Here is a 14,046-nt window from a genome sequence, read left to right as displayed (position 1 = left end):
TTCCTCTCATTTGTCCTACTGTATCAATCAGTCAACAGTGGTGAAGGCTTCCCATTCGGGTCCAGCCTAGTCTAAAACAATCGTTCCATCAATATTTGTAAAAATCCTACTTTTCGCTTCTTGTCGATTCATTGCTGTAACTACCATATTGTTTTTTGCACTAACGAGTAAAGTTGCTTCATCAGTGATCACTAAAGAATCAGAGATTCCTTTTTGTCTTGCCTCATTTACTTGTGAAGCAATCTCTTGCCATTTTTCTTCAGAAATCTCTATGTTTCTTTCTGTTAAGCGGACTTGTGCATGTTTACTAACCTTAAGGACCTCTCCCTTAGCTTTTTGAAACACTTCCTGAAAAGGTGTATGGCTATTTTTCTCTTTTAACTTCTCAGTTCGTTTCGGCAATAGAGCACCTTGATGAACTTGTTGGATACGATGATCCATTCTTATTACTCCTTCCTTTATTGATCAGCAGAAGGTTTGTTAATGCGAAGAATTTCATCTGTATATATCTTCTGACCATTTACTAATTCGATGACTGCATAGCCTTCACGTTCGCTAATCGCGATCACTTCACTATTTACGATTTCCTTAGGCTGTACAATTTTGTTTGTCTCTTCATCGAGTTTATAGAAAGAAACTTCTTTTCCAATCAAATGACTGTATTGAATCACTGGTGAAACCGTTTGATTTTGAACAAGTTTACTTATCGATGTGTTCATATTCATCATTTGTTCAAGTGAAGAAAATGTAGCCATTTGAGAAATGAATTCTGTATCATCCATCGGATTCAATGGGTCTTGATTTTGAATTTGTGCCATTAATATTTTTAAAAACTCATCTTTGCCTAAATCAGCACTAGGGGTAGACCTTGGTTGATTACTTAAATAATAGGAAGGGTCAATTCTTGTCACAGGTATCACCTACACTCTCTCATTCATAAGTATTTCTTCAAAACTTCTCTCTTGATAATCCCCATTTTGGCTTTGTTCTTGATCGTTGCTTCTTTGTTCCTTTTGATCGGAGGATTGTGATAATTGCTCTTCATGCTGATCTACCCATTCCTGTTTACCTATCGAAAGATCTTGGGGTTCTTGTTTTTCAATCACAACTTGTTGTGGAGAAAACATATGCCTCAGTTCTTTAAGATTGGCTTCTAAAGCTTCTTTTGTTGCTTGTGTTGTAGCAGTTATCTTTACTAACATTTCTCCGTCGATTTCAGTTAATTGAACCATTATTTCCCCAAGTGAAGCAGGAGTTATGCGTAACATCAATTGTTTTGCTCCATTAGGTGAAGACATGAATGTGCTTTTAGAAATAGCCAGTTCGAATTTTTCTAGCAATTGATTTGCAAATTTCTGATGATCCCCAGTTGGTTCTGCGACGTGGACCGTAAATTGCTCCAATTGAGATATAGCTGCTGTACTAATAAATTGATCAGAAAATCCTTTTGAGCTATTTTCAATCTCGCTCATATCCATACGACTAATTGCTGACTCAAGCCATTTCCTTACATCATTCGGTGTTACAGACGTATTCGTTTGATAACTTGTCTTGCTATCAATATTCATCCGCTTTTGATAGTTTGATAATAATTGTGACCAAACGTTATTACTTTCGGTATCCATTTGCTTAGTAAGAGCCAGTGATGCTTGTTCAGGATTCGATTTCGTTAATGTTGTCCACTGTTCTAATAAGTTTAATAGTTTCCCGTTTTTTGTAAAAGAATCAAGGTGTTCGCCTGTAACTAGTTCAGCAATCTCTGCTTCCATAGTAGCAAACTTTTCTTCAACATGATTATCATCCATAAATACACCTGATGGTTTAATATCAATATAAATTGCTGGATATAGCCATGAAACGTTCTGTTCATGATTTTCCTCTTCACTCAGTTTTTCCAAGATCGTGTTTAGTACGGCTTTCTCTTCATTGTCTAACTCTAGTAAAGAGAAGGATGCTTCATCAAGCTTTACTAAATGTTCTACCATACTTCCCAAGATAGCTTCTTTGGTTTGATCAGAGACATCTAGATCCATTTTCTGATCATCTTCAAAGAGAATTGATAGTTTGTCCATCAACTGATCGGAAATAGCTTCAATATACTTATTAACTATTGTAGGTTCTTTCGGTATATCCAGTTGTTGTCTAATCGGTTCTGTATGATAATGTGTAGACTTATTGGTTAAAAATTCACCAAATGCGTTTGGACTAGATTCCTTAACCTTTGATTGCAAACCATTTGTTGCAATATTTGAGTGTGTTAATAATGCCGCGATATTCATTTACTCACCTCCCTTCAAGTAATTATAAAAATTAATTAATCTAGTAAGAGTTCTGTTAATTCAGCAGCTGATTCCGGATCCATGACACTTAAAATCGCTCCTCTATGTTGGTCTTCTAACTCTTGTAAAATAACTACAGCAACAGCTTCATTCAAGTTACTCAAAATATTTGCAGCACTTTGTGGTGGCATTTCCTGATAAGAAATAGTCAACCTTTCAAGGTTTTCATTTATTTGAGTCGAATCCTCAAGTTCTTCGTTAATGTCTTCTATTTGCCTTGTCAATAAAACAATTTCTTGATTCAATTGATCGATTTCTAATTCATATCCCGTAACTTCAGCTTCTAATTCTGAAATTTGATTATCTTTTGTTTCGATTTGTTGTTGGTAACGCTCTTCTATTCGTTCCAATTCAGCTTCCTCTTCCGTAGTCACAAGGTTCCCAACGAACGGAATACCACTAACAATTTCTTTTGAGTTATTGACAACATCAATGCCTAAAAGTGACAGTATGATAAACGTGATTAAAAGTGCAAATAAAAGCGGTATGATAATCACAAATAACCATTGAAAGAAACTTGGTTTTTTCTTTTTTTTATCTTGTTTTTCTGTTTGTGCCATTACATTCACCTATCTCTACTAAAATACTGTCGATTGGACACTTCATCCATTGCCTGACTCTCTTGATAGACTTCCAACGCAATAATATTGCTTTTTTTCTTTTCAATAATCTTCTCGAATTTCTTTACTTCTACATGAGCTTCGGTTAACTTCTCTTGTTTTTTCTCCATGTTGAAACGTTCTCGATTAACTTCAACTTGGACTGCTTCAATTTGTTTTTTAATCTGCTCGATATAAGCATAGTGCGTGGCTAATGTGGTAACCGTTCCAGAAGCTTGTAAATAGTAATTATACTCTGTCTCTACCCGTTCTTTTTTTTGCAATAGTGCATATAATTTTGTTGCAACTTGTTCGAAACTTTTAACTGCTTCTTGATAATTCACTTGCGCTTGATTTTTCAGACGTTCTTGATGGGATAATATTTTATGAAAGGCTCTAATGGTAGTCATCTGCTAGACTCCTCCGTATAAAATTTGTTCCATCTGCTCGATCGCTTCTTGTCTTGAACAATTTTCTTCTATATCCTGCTTTAAAAACGAAATAATTTTAGGGTGTAGCTGTATTGCTTCATCGACCACTTTACTCGTGCCACGCTTATATGCACCGATTTGAATTAATTCATAATTCTCTTCGTAAGTAGACAAGTGTGAACGTATTTTACTAGCTAGTTTCTGATCTTCTTCACTAGTAATCTGGGGCATTACTCGACTAATCGATTTTAAAACATTAATCGCTGGGAATTGCCCTTGTTCAGCAAGTTTCCGGTCTAAGACAAAATGACCATCTAGAATTCCTCTTGTCGTGTCAGCAATCGGGTCGTTTAAATCATCACCATCAACTAGAACTGTATAAAAAGCTGTAATAGTTCCATTTGCACTAGTACCAGTTCGTTCCAATAGTTTTGGTAATGTAGCAAAAACAGATGGGGGATAACCTTTCGTTGTTGGTGGTTCACCTGTAGCAAGACCTACTTCTCGTTGCGCCATTGCTACACGAGTAACAGAATCCATCATTAAATTTACATTATAACCTTGATCACGGAAGTACTCGCTAATTGCTGTGGCGGTGTAAGCCCCTTTAATTCGCATCAATGCAGGTTGATCAGATGTTGCAACAACGACAACCGATCTTTTTAACCCTTCAGGACCAAGGTCTTTTTCAATAAACTCTCTAACTTCTCGACCACGTTCACCGATTAATGCAATAACATTTACATCCGCTTCACTGTTCCTTGCAATCATACCTAATAATGTACTTTTTCCAACTCCACTACCGGCAAAAATACCTACCCGTTGTCCTTTCCCAACCGTTAGCAAACTATCAATTGTCTTAACCCCTATTTCAATTGGTTCAAGAATTCTAGGTCGAACAAGTGGATTTGGTGGCAATTGTTCTGTTGTATAATTCATTAAACCTCTCGGTAATGAAGACTGATCCAGTGGTTGTCCAATCGCATCAACCACTTTTCCAATTAAACCTTCACCCACCTTAATGGTAAGTGGTTTATTTGTTGCCTCTACTAAGCTACCAGGGCTGATTTCATTAATCGGTGAATAAGGCATAAGTAGAACATTTTCATCATTAAATCCAACAACCTCAGCTAGAATTTTCGTTTCAATCGAAGTATGGATATGGCAAACATTACCAATACTAACAGCCGGGCCGACAGATTCAATCATTAGCCCTATCACACGCTTAATCTTCCCATAACGTTTATACAGATCTGCTTGTTTAACTCCATCTATATACTTATCAAGTTTCACGACTTGTCTCCTCCAGAAGCTCTAACAATTGCTCACTAACCACCTTAAGTTGGCTATCTACACTAACATCTAATTTAGAGAACGGCGTTTCAATCAAACAATCACCTTTGGCTAAGTTAGTATCTGGATAGATCGATAAAACAGCTTCATTATCAAGTAAGCTCGATAATTTTTCTTGGTTTGCATCAAGCAACGGAAAATCTTCCGGGTGAGAATAAATTTTAATTCGAACTTGATCACGTACTTCTTGCAAAGCCTTCTGAACAATGTCAAGATAAACCTCTGTTTCTACTAAATGTGTGTGAAGAATTTTTGAAGCAATCTGAACAGCCAATTCCAATATTTCGGGTTCACTTTGATCAATCAACACTTGTTTTTGCTGTTCTGCTAGCTGAATTGTTTCGTTTGCCAATTCAATTTTTTGTTCAAAAAGTTGCAAACCTTTCTCTTTGCCTAGCTCTAATCCTTCTTGATAACCAATTTCTTTCGCTTCTTCAATCCATGCTTGTTTTTCTACTTCCCAATCTTTCTGTGCTTGGTCTATTTTCTTATTTGTGTCAGCTAACAATTTTTCTGAGTGCTCTTTCATCGCCTCTAGCTTTTTTTCTGCTTCAATAAGTTGCATGTTACAATCAACAAGCTCATCATTTTTCTCGGTCGATCCATCTTGTTCTATAACAGGAAAAACAACAGGCTTTAAGCCAATAACTTTTTCCTTTTGTATCAACGTTTTTTGAGAATTAGACAATAATATCATCTCCTCCGCCACGAGCAATCACAATCTCTCCGACTTCTTCTAGGCGTCGAATTGCTGAAACAATCCGGGTTTGGGCTTCTTCCACATCACGTAGACGTACTGGCCCCATAAACTCCATCTCCTCCTTGAATGTTTCTGCCATTCTTGAGGACATGTTGCTAAAGACAATCTCTTGTACTTCATCGCTTGCGACTTTTAATGCTAAGCGTAAATCATCATTTTCAACTTCTCGAATAACTCGTTGAATTGCGCGGTTATCCAATGTAACAATATCTTCAAATACAAACATACGTTTTTTGATTTCTTCTGCTAATTCTGGATCTTGAATCTCAAGTGCATCTAAAATTGTTCTTTCTGTACTACGATCCACACCATTTAACACTTCTACAACTGCAGGTATACCACCCGTTTGTGTATAATCTTGCGTAACAGTTGCAGATAATTTTCGCTCTAATATTTGTTCTACCTCGTAAATGATCTCAGGGGATGTTGAATCCATAATAGCGATCCTTTTGGCAATATCTGCTTGTACTTCTTGCGGTAATGCAGAGAGGATTTGCCCTGCCTGCTCTTTATCTAAGTACGATAAGATCAACGCAATCGTTTGAGGATGCTCACTTTGTATAAAATTAAGAATCTGCCCTGGGTCTGCCTTTCGAGCAAAATCAAATGGCTTCACTTGTAGAGACGAGGTCAACCTCGAGATAATGCTAGCTGCCTCATCAGATCCGACAGCTTTTTCTAAAACTGTTTTCGCGTAGCCAATTCCACCTTGTGTTATATAGTCCTGAGCTAAAGCAATCTGGTGAAACTGTTCCAAAATGTCTTCCTTTTGCTCTGTCTCTACTTTTTTTACGGATGAAATTTCAAGGGTTAATTTTTCAATTTCTTCTTCTGTTAAATGTTTATATAGTTGAGCAGAAACATCCGGTCCTAATGAAATCAATAGAATCGCAGCTTTTTGCCTACCAGTCAATATTTGCTTTTTAGCCATAAAGGTTTCCCCCTAATCTTCTGCAATCCAACTGCGTAATAATTTAGCGAACTCATCTGGTTTGTCTGTCGCCATTTTCTCCAGTTGTTTTCTTCTAATGGTACTTTCGGTATCTTCTGGTTCTTCTATATCCGGAATCTCATTAGGTTGGCGTATTGTTGTCTCTTCTGTATAATCGAATTCTTCTGTGGTTTGATTATTTCTTCTACGAACCAATAAGATGATTAATCCTGCAATTAATACGACCAAAATCCCACCAACAACATAAACCCAAGTTGGTATCACCGGAACACCTGGTGTTTCTCCACCTTGTATGCCACTAAATTCTTGGAAAACGATCGACGTACGATTCGCCATATCAATTTCTCCGTATGTTTGATCGATAGATGTAGAGATTATTGACTCTAATATAGATGCAATACTTGCTTCTACTTCCGCTTGTTCAGCTGCTGTCAAAAACACTGGTTCTCCTGCTTCATCAAGTGTGTCTCTACGGTTATCAACTGCTACTTGAATTCCTAAATCACGTATTTTATAAGGGCTTTCGATAATTTCTCTTTGAATTCGGTTGTACTCATAATTCACGGATTCTTGAACTAGTTCATAATCACCAACACCCGTTTCCCCTGCTGGATAATTCGGGATATCTTCTTCTCCAACACCGACTCCATCAATTGGTGCACCTTCTCCAGTATAGGTTTCCTGAATGGTTTCAATGCTTATTGGCAATCCAGCCATTTGCTCCTCATCATACGGTTCTACTAATTGTTCTAACCGATTCTCTTGTGTGAAATCAATATCTGTAGTAACAGATGCTAGAACCTTATCCGGGCCAATCATAACTCCAAGCATCTGTTGAACACGACGCTGGATATCTCGTTCAATATCTTGCTTAATTTGTTGTTGTGTTGCGTATAAGTCGCCACTAGTAGTACCGGAACCATTTTCCATATCATAATAATTTAAATTTGCATCCATAATGACGATATTATCTGTAGAGAGATTAGGAATGGTTTTTGAAATAAGATGATATAGTCCATTTATTTGATTTGCTTCAAATTGATATCCTGGAGCTGTAGTTAATACGACGGAAACAGATGCATCACCTTGCTGGTCTGTCACAAAAATTTGCTGTTGAGGTAATGTGATCATTACATTCGCGTGATCTATCCCGCTTATTCCGGTAATCATATTCGATAATTCCGTTTGCATCGCATCTAAGCGTATCATGTCAAACTCGTTATCCGTTACACCCCAAGATGTATTTTCACTAAAAAAAGAATAGTCGATTCCACCAGTATTAGGAATCCCTTGTGCCGCTAATTCAACCAGTAGGTTATTCACCTGGTCTGACGGCACACGAATAGCCGTACCGGCATCCGTAATCTCATGATTGACACCACGGGCATCTAGTTCTGCTCGGATTTGCCCCGCTTCTTGCATGGACAAATTGTTATATAACGGCACCATGGGCGACCTTGCCATCAAGACACTACCACCTACTACAATTATCAAAAATAAAAGCACCATAGACAGGATGAACGTTTTTTGTTTATTTGATTTTGTTTTCCAAATTTCTATTACTTTATCTCGATAGATAGTTAAGTTCTCTTTCATCATTTGCCTCCATACAAAAACAACCTTTAGTAGAAATGCCTTTAAATTTGCATTCGCATAATTTCATTGTAAGCATCGATTACTTTACTCTGCATTTCAACTGCCATGTTCATCGTGATGCTTGCTTTTTGCGCAGTAATCATGACATCATGTAAATCATCTATTTCACCATTAACTAAAGCAATTGTTTTTTGCTCAGAAGCAATTTGTGATTGATTTAATTGTTCAATTGCGTTTTTTAACTGATTTGAAAATTGTGAATGTGCTTCTCCAACAGTAGACCTAGGTGTATTCGTAAATGCAGTTGGTTGCATGGTTTGAAGTGCTTGAAGATTTATTCCCATTGTTTACTCCCCTTCATCTTTAGTTCTAGTTATCTACCAATCTCTAGTGCTTTCATCAGCATACCTGTAGTTGCATTAATCGATGTAATATTTGCTTCGTATGATCTTGTCGCACTCATCAGATCCACCATTTCCTGTAGTGGATCTACATTAGGCATTTGCACATAACCATCTTCACCAGCGTCCGGGTGATTAGGGTTATAAACCATAGTAAACGGTTCTCTATCTTCTGTAATTCCTGTAACTTTTACACCAGAACCTACTGACTGATTTCCAGTTCTTGCACGTCGTAAATGCCCCCAAAAAGGTTGTTCAGCTTGTTGGAAATTCACTGTTTTCCGACGATAAGGTTCAAATTCTCCGTTTTCATTTATCGTTGCTCTTGTAGTTTCCGCATTTGCAATATTAGACGAGATTGTATCCATTCTTAGTCGTTGAGCAGTTAATGCACTTCCACTCGTATTAATTCCATTAAAGATACTCATGCTTATCTTCCTCCCCTAATTACTGTCTGCAATGTATTAAAGTTTCCGTTCAAACGTTCGATCAATGCTTGATAATAAATTTGATTATTTGCTAGCTCGGTCATTTGCTTATCTATATCCACGTTGTTTCCATTATGGTTATATTGTGTATTTCTATTTGTAGTAATTCGAAAATCCCTTGCCGAACCACTTCCGAAATCCAAGTGTCTCTCATGTGTTCGTTGCGCTTTAAACCCATCGTTCATTTCTTGATTTAAAATTTTTTTAAATTGAACGTTCTGTGCTTTATAGTTTGCCGTATCAACGTTCGCAATGTTATTAGAAATTGTTTGATTCTTTAATGCAGCATAATTCAAGCCATGTTGCAAATTAGTAATTGAACTTCCAAACAACGACATTATCTAGCACCTCCTGTAAAAAATGATCCGTTTTTGTCGAGTGTAATCTAAACGTAATTGTATTGTAAAAAAACCGCACTGTCTATGGTGTTTAATAACATTCTGACTTTAGTTGCTAGCACACCTGTAACAAATAAGACTAAAGGACTAAAAACGATTAATTAAAAATCTTGAAAAAAATGTCGAAAAATATCAATAATATCAGTCTAATTATCACACAAAAGATTAGAAAGATAAAGGCTTTTCTTTTATTTTTCAACATTATTTGCTATTATCTTTTCGTGAATAATTGGTAATTAATTTAGATTTATTTCAATTTCTTTGATACTTCATTTATTTACTAGGTCTTTAGAAACATTTTTTATAAACGGATTAAAAACTTGTAAAATTTTTAAAAAGCAATTAAATGCAGAATTATAAACCTTGTTTCATTACACCTACGCAAATAAGAAAAACTATTTTTGCAAAAAAAAACCATTACCAGAAACTAGTTCTGGTAATGGTTTTTGATTAATTTGTTTTAAGTTTCTGTAACTCAACTAAGAATTTATCATTCAGTACTTTTATATACGTTCCTTTCATCCCTAATGAGCGCGACTCAATAACGCCTGCACTTTCCAATTTACGTAGCGCATTGACGATAACTGATCTCGTTATACCAACACGATCAGCTACTTTACTTGCAACCAGCAACCCTTCCTTACCATCTAATTCAGCAAAGATATGTTCGATCGCTTCTAATTCACTGTAAGATAATGAGCTTATTGCCATTTGGACAACCGCTTTACTTCTAGCTTCTTTCTCAATCTCTTCTGTTTTTTCATGCAGAATTTCCATTCCAACCACCGTAGCACCATATTCAGCAAGAAGTAAATCATCATCGTTAAAACTATTGGAGAGCCGACTTAAAATTAATGTACCCAATCGTTCTCCTCCCCCAATAATCGGAACAATTGTAGTTAAACCATCTTTAAATAAATCCTGATTCTCTACTGGAAATGCTGTATATGGACTATTGATATCTATATTTGCTGTAGTATCTTTAATCGAAAATAAACTATCTGTGTAGGCTTCAGGGAATTGTCTTTCTTCTAACATAGCCTTCATTCTAGCATTCTCAATTTGTTGATTTATGGAAAAACCAAGCAACTTTCCTTTACGACTCACTACAAAAATGTTTGCAGCCATAATATCTTGTAAAATTGTAGCCATATCAGTAAAATTCACTGACTTTGTTGTAGTTCCTTGTAAAATAGAATTGATTTTTCTAGCGCGATTTAATAACTCCATAATAATCCTCCGTTCAAATAATTACTGTTATAGTATATATTGACTTAAATCTTTGTTTTCTGCAATAGTATTTAGTTTTTCATTTACATATGTGGCAGTGATTTCTACTGTAGGAAGCGTAACATCTGATGCTTCATAGGTTAAATCTTCTAGAAGTTTTTCTAAGATCGTGTGCAACCTTCTTGCTCCAATATTATCTGTATCTTGATTAACGTGAAATGCCACTTCGGCAATTCTCGTAATTGCTTCATCCGTAAAAACAACTTCTACATCTTCGGTTCTTAAAAGCGCTTGATATTGCTTTAATAGTGCATTTGATGGCTCTGTTAAAATCCGTTTAAAATCCTCTACAGATAATTTTTCTAATTCTACACGAATCGGAAAACGTCCCTGTAATTCAGGAATTAAATCAGATGGTTTTGCCATATGAAAAGCACCTGCTGCAATAAACAAAATGTGGTCCGTTTTAACAGGCCCATATTTTGATACCACAGTTGATCCTTCAATGATTGGTAAAATATCTCGTTGAACACCTTCCCGAGAAACATTTGCTTGTTGTTCACCTTTTGCGGCAACTTTATCAATCTCATCAATAAAAATCATTCCTGATTGTTCAACTTTATGTAGAGCATCTTGAGTTACTTCATCCATATCGATAAGCTTTTGCGCTTCTTGTTGCGTTAGCACTTTACGTGCTTCCTTTACTGTTAATTTTCTCTTTTTCGTTTTTTTAGGCATGAATTGTCCAAACATATCTTGCATATTCATTCCCATTTGTTCCATCCCAGAACCTTGCATCATATCAAACATCGATGCATTTTGTTCCTCTACTTCAATAGAAACGATCGTATCTTCTAGCTCTCCTAAATGCAGTTGATGTTTTACACGCTTCCGCTTTGAAGCGATTTCCTGCTCTGTGGATGAATCTGATTTATCAACTACTTCTTCATCCTCTTGAGCTTGTGGAAAGAACATTTCAAAAGGATTCTTTATTTGGTTTTGCTTTTTTTTCGCCAACGGAACGAGTAGGTTTACCAGGTGTTCATTGGCTAATTCAGCAGCTTTATCTTGAACTTGCTTCATTTTATCTTCTTTTACCATCCGAACAGCCATTTCCACCAGATCACGAATCATAGATTCAACGTCGCGGCCTACATAGCCTACTTCTGTGAATTTAGTTGCTTCTACTTTAATGAACGGAGCACCTACTAACTTAGCCAATCTTCTGGCGATTTCTGTTTTCCCTACACCTGTAGGGCCGATCATCAGAATGTTTTTTGGGACAATCTCTTCGCGCATCTTCTCATCTAATTTCATTCTACGAACCCGATTTCGCAATGCGATAGCAACTGACTTTTTCGCCTGGTGTTGACCAATAATATACTGGTCTAGTTCTGCTACAATTTGTTTTGGAGATAAATCAAATTCCATCTGTAAACCTCCTAATTATTCAATAACTTCTAAAATAATTTGATCATTCGTATACACACAAATCTCTCCGGCAATCTCTAAAGCTGCTTTCGCTATTTCACTAGCACTTTTTTCAGGACTGTAACGTTTCAACGCTCTCCCTGCTGCTAAGGCATAATTCCCCCCGGAACCAATTGCCAAGATACCATCATCCGGTTCAATCACTTCTCCTGTACCAGATACAAGTAATAAGGTTTCTTTATTCATTACGATTAACATCGCTTCTAATTTACGTAACACTTTATCGCTTCGCCATTCTTTAGCTAACTCTACCGAAGCCCTTTCTAAATTACCATTAAACGCTTCCAGTTTTGCTTCGAATTTTTCAAATAATGTAAAAGCATCTGCAACAGATCCTGCGAAGCCTGCTAATACTTGACCACGAAATAATTTACGCACTTTTCTTGCTTTATGTTTCATCACAACTGCATTTCCCATCGTGACTTGCCCGTCACCACTCATTGCGCATTGTCCTTTGTGTTGCGTAGCAAATATTGTCGTTGCATGAAATTGCATATCCATCTCCTCACCCCAAACTAAATTATTTGTTTTTTTTTGCTCTAGGATGGCTATTCATATAGACGTGTTGAAGTCGGTCTTTTGTTACATGTGTATATATCTGTGTAGACGATAAATGTTCATGTCCCAATAATTCTTGAACACCTCTGAGATCTGCTCCGGCATCTAGTAAATGAGTAGCGAATGTATGCCTCAATGCATGTGGGTGTAAATGAACAGTTAAAGCCGCATCCTTTACTAAGTTATTAAGTATTAATCGAATCCCACGAGTGGTGATTGGGTTTCCTTTTGCGTTCAAGAAAACAAACGCATTGCTGTTGTTTGATTTACTCTTTAACACTTCACGTCCATCTTCTAGATAACGAAGTAAAGCTTTTGCTGCAAATGAACCAAAAGGAAGATACCTTTCTTTTCTGCCTTTTCCAATAACTAAAATCGTTTGTAAATCAAAATCAATCGCATCGAGTGTGAGTGTAGCACACTCACTAACCCGTATTCCCGTTGCATACATTAGCTCTAATAACACTTGATTGCGTTGGCCTAATGGAGTAGACAAATCACTTACACGAAATAATGCTTCTAACTCTTCATGATACAAAAAATTCGGTAATGTAAGCTCTGATTTCGGTAACGATACTTGTAGAAAAGGGTTTTTGTCTACATCACCCTCACGCTCTAAAAACCTATAGAAACTTCTCAAGCTGGAAATTTTCCTTGATACACTTTTTCTACTTAATTGTTGGTCGTACAATGTTGTTAAATAAAGACGAACAGTTTGATAATCAATGTTGGTTAGCTCTTGAATGCACTCTTTTTCCATGAAAAGATATAAAGATTCAATGTCTTTTCGATAATACGTTAAAGTATATTTTGAGGCATTCTTTTCAATCTGCAAGTAGGTTTCAAATTTTTGTAGTAAATCTTCTAGCATCTCGATCACTTCATCTCATTAGTATAAGCGATTAAACCGTAACATATTATGACAGGTAACGCAAATCATTTACCGAATTGCAACAAAGTTCTGAAAGCTTGTTCTGTAGATAAAAAGCTCTTTGATCTCGAACTAGAATGAACTCAAATTTTGTTTGACTAGGAGCTAGGCAAACAATTATATACACTGTCAAGTATTTAAACTTACCAATTGGAAATTATATGCTCTTTTTTTCTATATGTCAATCATTATTCACTTCTTATCTTATGATTCCTTCACCAGATAAATCAATGTATATATATATTTCAAAATTAGATATTGAAAGCTTTACTATTGAATTTCCTATACACATAGGTTCCTTTCTTACACCCTTTGAATAAACTGTTCATTAGCGAATCTAGGTATGTAAGTGTTTTGACGAGGTTAGAGCACTTTTTTGGGGTCAACCTAAGTGAAAGTGGTCGTTTCGATGAGCTTGAAGCTCTTTTTAAGGTTTAACCTAAGTGAAAGTGGTTGTTTCGACGAGGTTGAAGCTCTTTTTAGGGTTTAACCTAAGTGAAAGTGGTCGTTTCGACGAGG

The 14,046-nt window shown here is 36.3% G+C and carries 16 protein-coding genes; all 16 read right to left on the bottom strand.

The annotated features are described in order from the left end of the window. Positions 1-66 precede the first annotated feature (66 nt). Positions 67-441, bottom strand: a complete 375-nt coding sequence (locus OWO01_RS05000) for a TIGR02530 family flagellar biosynthesis protein (RefSeq protein WP_268779339.1) — start codon at positions 439-441, stop codon at positions 67-69. A gap of 17 nt (positions 442-458) precedes the next feature. Next, complete coding sequence (gene flgD / locus OWO01_RS04995; RefSeq protein ID WP_268779338.1) at positions 459-911, bottom strand: flagellar hook assembly protein FlgD; 453 nt, start codon at positions 909-911, stop codon at positions 459-461. A 9-nt stretch (positions 912-920) separates the two neighbouring features. Further along, a complete protein-coding gene (locus OWO01_RS04990; RefSeq protein ID WP_268779337.1) occupies positions 921-2,279 on the bottom strand; it encodes a flagellar hook-length control protein FliK in 1,359 nt (452 codons plus the stop codon). Between the two features lie 35 nt (positions 2,280-2,314). Continuing rightward, positions 2,315-2,899: a MotE family protein gene (locus OWO01_RS04985; protein WP_268779336.1), complete on the bottom strand. Its 585-nt coding sequence runs from the start codon at positions 2,897-2,899 to the stop codon at positions 2,315-2,317. A 5-nt stretch (positions 2,900-2,904) separates the two neighbouring features. After that, on the bottom strand, positions 2,905-3,348 hold the full coding sequence (gene fliJ, locus OWO01_RS04980) for a flagellar export protein FliJ (protein ID WP_268779335.1): 444 nt from the start codon (positions 3,346-3,348) through the stop codon (positions 2,905-2,907). A 3-nt stretch (positions 3,349-3,351) separates the two neighbouring features. Further along, complete coding sequence (gene fliI / locus OWO01_RS04975) at positions 3,352-4,662, bottom strand: flagellar protein export ATPase FliI (protein ID WP_268779334.1); 1,311 nt, start codon at positions 4,660-4,662, stop codon at positions 3,352-3,354. Further along, a complete protein-coding gene (gene fliH / locus OWO01_RS04970) occupies positions 4,652-5,410 on the bottom strand; it encodes a flagellar assembly protein FliH (protein WP_268779333.1) in 759 nt (252 codons plus the stop codon). Before fliH ends, fliI begins: the two co-directional genes overlap by 11 nt. Continuing rightward, positions 5,403-6,413 carry a flagellar motor switch protein FliG gene (fliG, locus tag OWO01_RS04965; RefSeq protein ID WP_268779332.1) on the bottom strand — a complete coding sequence of 337 codons (1,011 nt, stop codon included), beginning with the start codon at positions 6,411-6,413 and terminating at the stop codon, positions 5,403-5,405. Before fliG ends, fliH begins: the two co-directional genes overlap by 8 nt. Before the next feature lie 12 nt (positions 6,414-6,425). Further along, positions 6,426-8,030 carry a flagellar basal-body MS-ring/collar protein FliF gene (fliF, locus tag OWO01_RS04960; protein WP_268779331.1) on the bottom strand — a complete coding sequence of 535 codons (1,605 nt, stop codon included), beginning with the start codon at positions 8,028-8,030 and terminating at the stop codon, positions 6,426-6,428. 41 nt (positions 8,031-8,071) lie between these two features. Next, positions 8,072-8,374, bottom strand: a complete 303-nt coding sequence (fliE, locus tag OWO01_RS04955; RefSeq protein WP_268779330.1) for a flagellar hook-basal body complex protein FliE — start codon at positions 8,372-8,374, stop codon at positions 8,072-8,074. 29 nt (positions 8,375-8,403) lie between these two features. Continuing rightward, entirely contained in the window at positions 8,404-8,859 is a 456-nt protein-coding gene (gene flgC / locus OWO01_RS04950) for a flagellar basal body rod protein FlgC (protein ID WP_268779329.1), read from the bottom strand. A gap of 2 nt (positions 8,860-8,861) precedes the next feature. Beyond that, positions 8,862-9,257: a flagellar basal body rod protein FlgB gene (flgB, locus tag OWO01_RS04945; protein WP_268779328.1), complete on the bottom strand. Its 396-nt coding sequence runs from the start codon at positions 9,255-9,257 to the stop codon at positions 8,862-8,864. Between the two features lie 510 nt (positions 9,258-9,767). Further along, entirely contained in the window at positions 9,768-10,547 is a 780-nt protein-coding gene (gene codY / locus OWO01_RS04940; protein ID WP_268779327.1) for a GTP-sensing pleiotropic transcriptional regulator CodY, read from the bottom strand. Positions 10,548-10,574: 27 nt separating this feature from the next. After that, a complete protein-coding gene (gene hslU / locus OWO01_RS04935; RefSeq protein WP_268779326.1) occupies positions 10,575-11,978 on the bottom strand; it encodes an ATP-dependent protease ATPase subunit HslU in 1,404 nt (467 codons plus the stop codon). 15 nt (positions 11,979-11,993) lie between these two features. After that, positions 11,994-12,533, bottom strand: a complete 540-nt coding sequence (gene hslV / locus OWO01_RS04930; RefSeq protein WP_268779438.1) for an ATP-dependent protease subunit HslV — start codon at positions 12,531-12,533, stop codon at positions 11,994-11,996. A gap of 25 nt (positions 12,534-12,558) precedes the next feature. Continuing rightward, positions 12,559-13,467: a tyrosine recombinase XerC gene (xerC, locus tag OWO01_RS04925; RefSeq protein ID WP_268779325.1), complete on the bottom strand. Its 909-nt coding sequence runs from the start codon at positions 13,465-13,467 to the stop codon at positions 12,559-12,561. Positions 13,468-14,046 lie beyond the last annotated feature (579 nt).

It is taken from the genome of Natronobacillus azotifigens (assembly GCF_026805325.1).
GTDB classification, from domain to species: Bacteria; Bacillota; Bacilli; order Bacillales; family Amphibacillaceae; genus Natronobacillus; species Natronobacillus azotifigens.
This window is presented reverse-complemented; position numbering and strand designations above follow the sequence as displayed.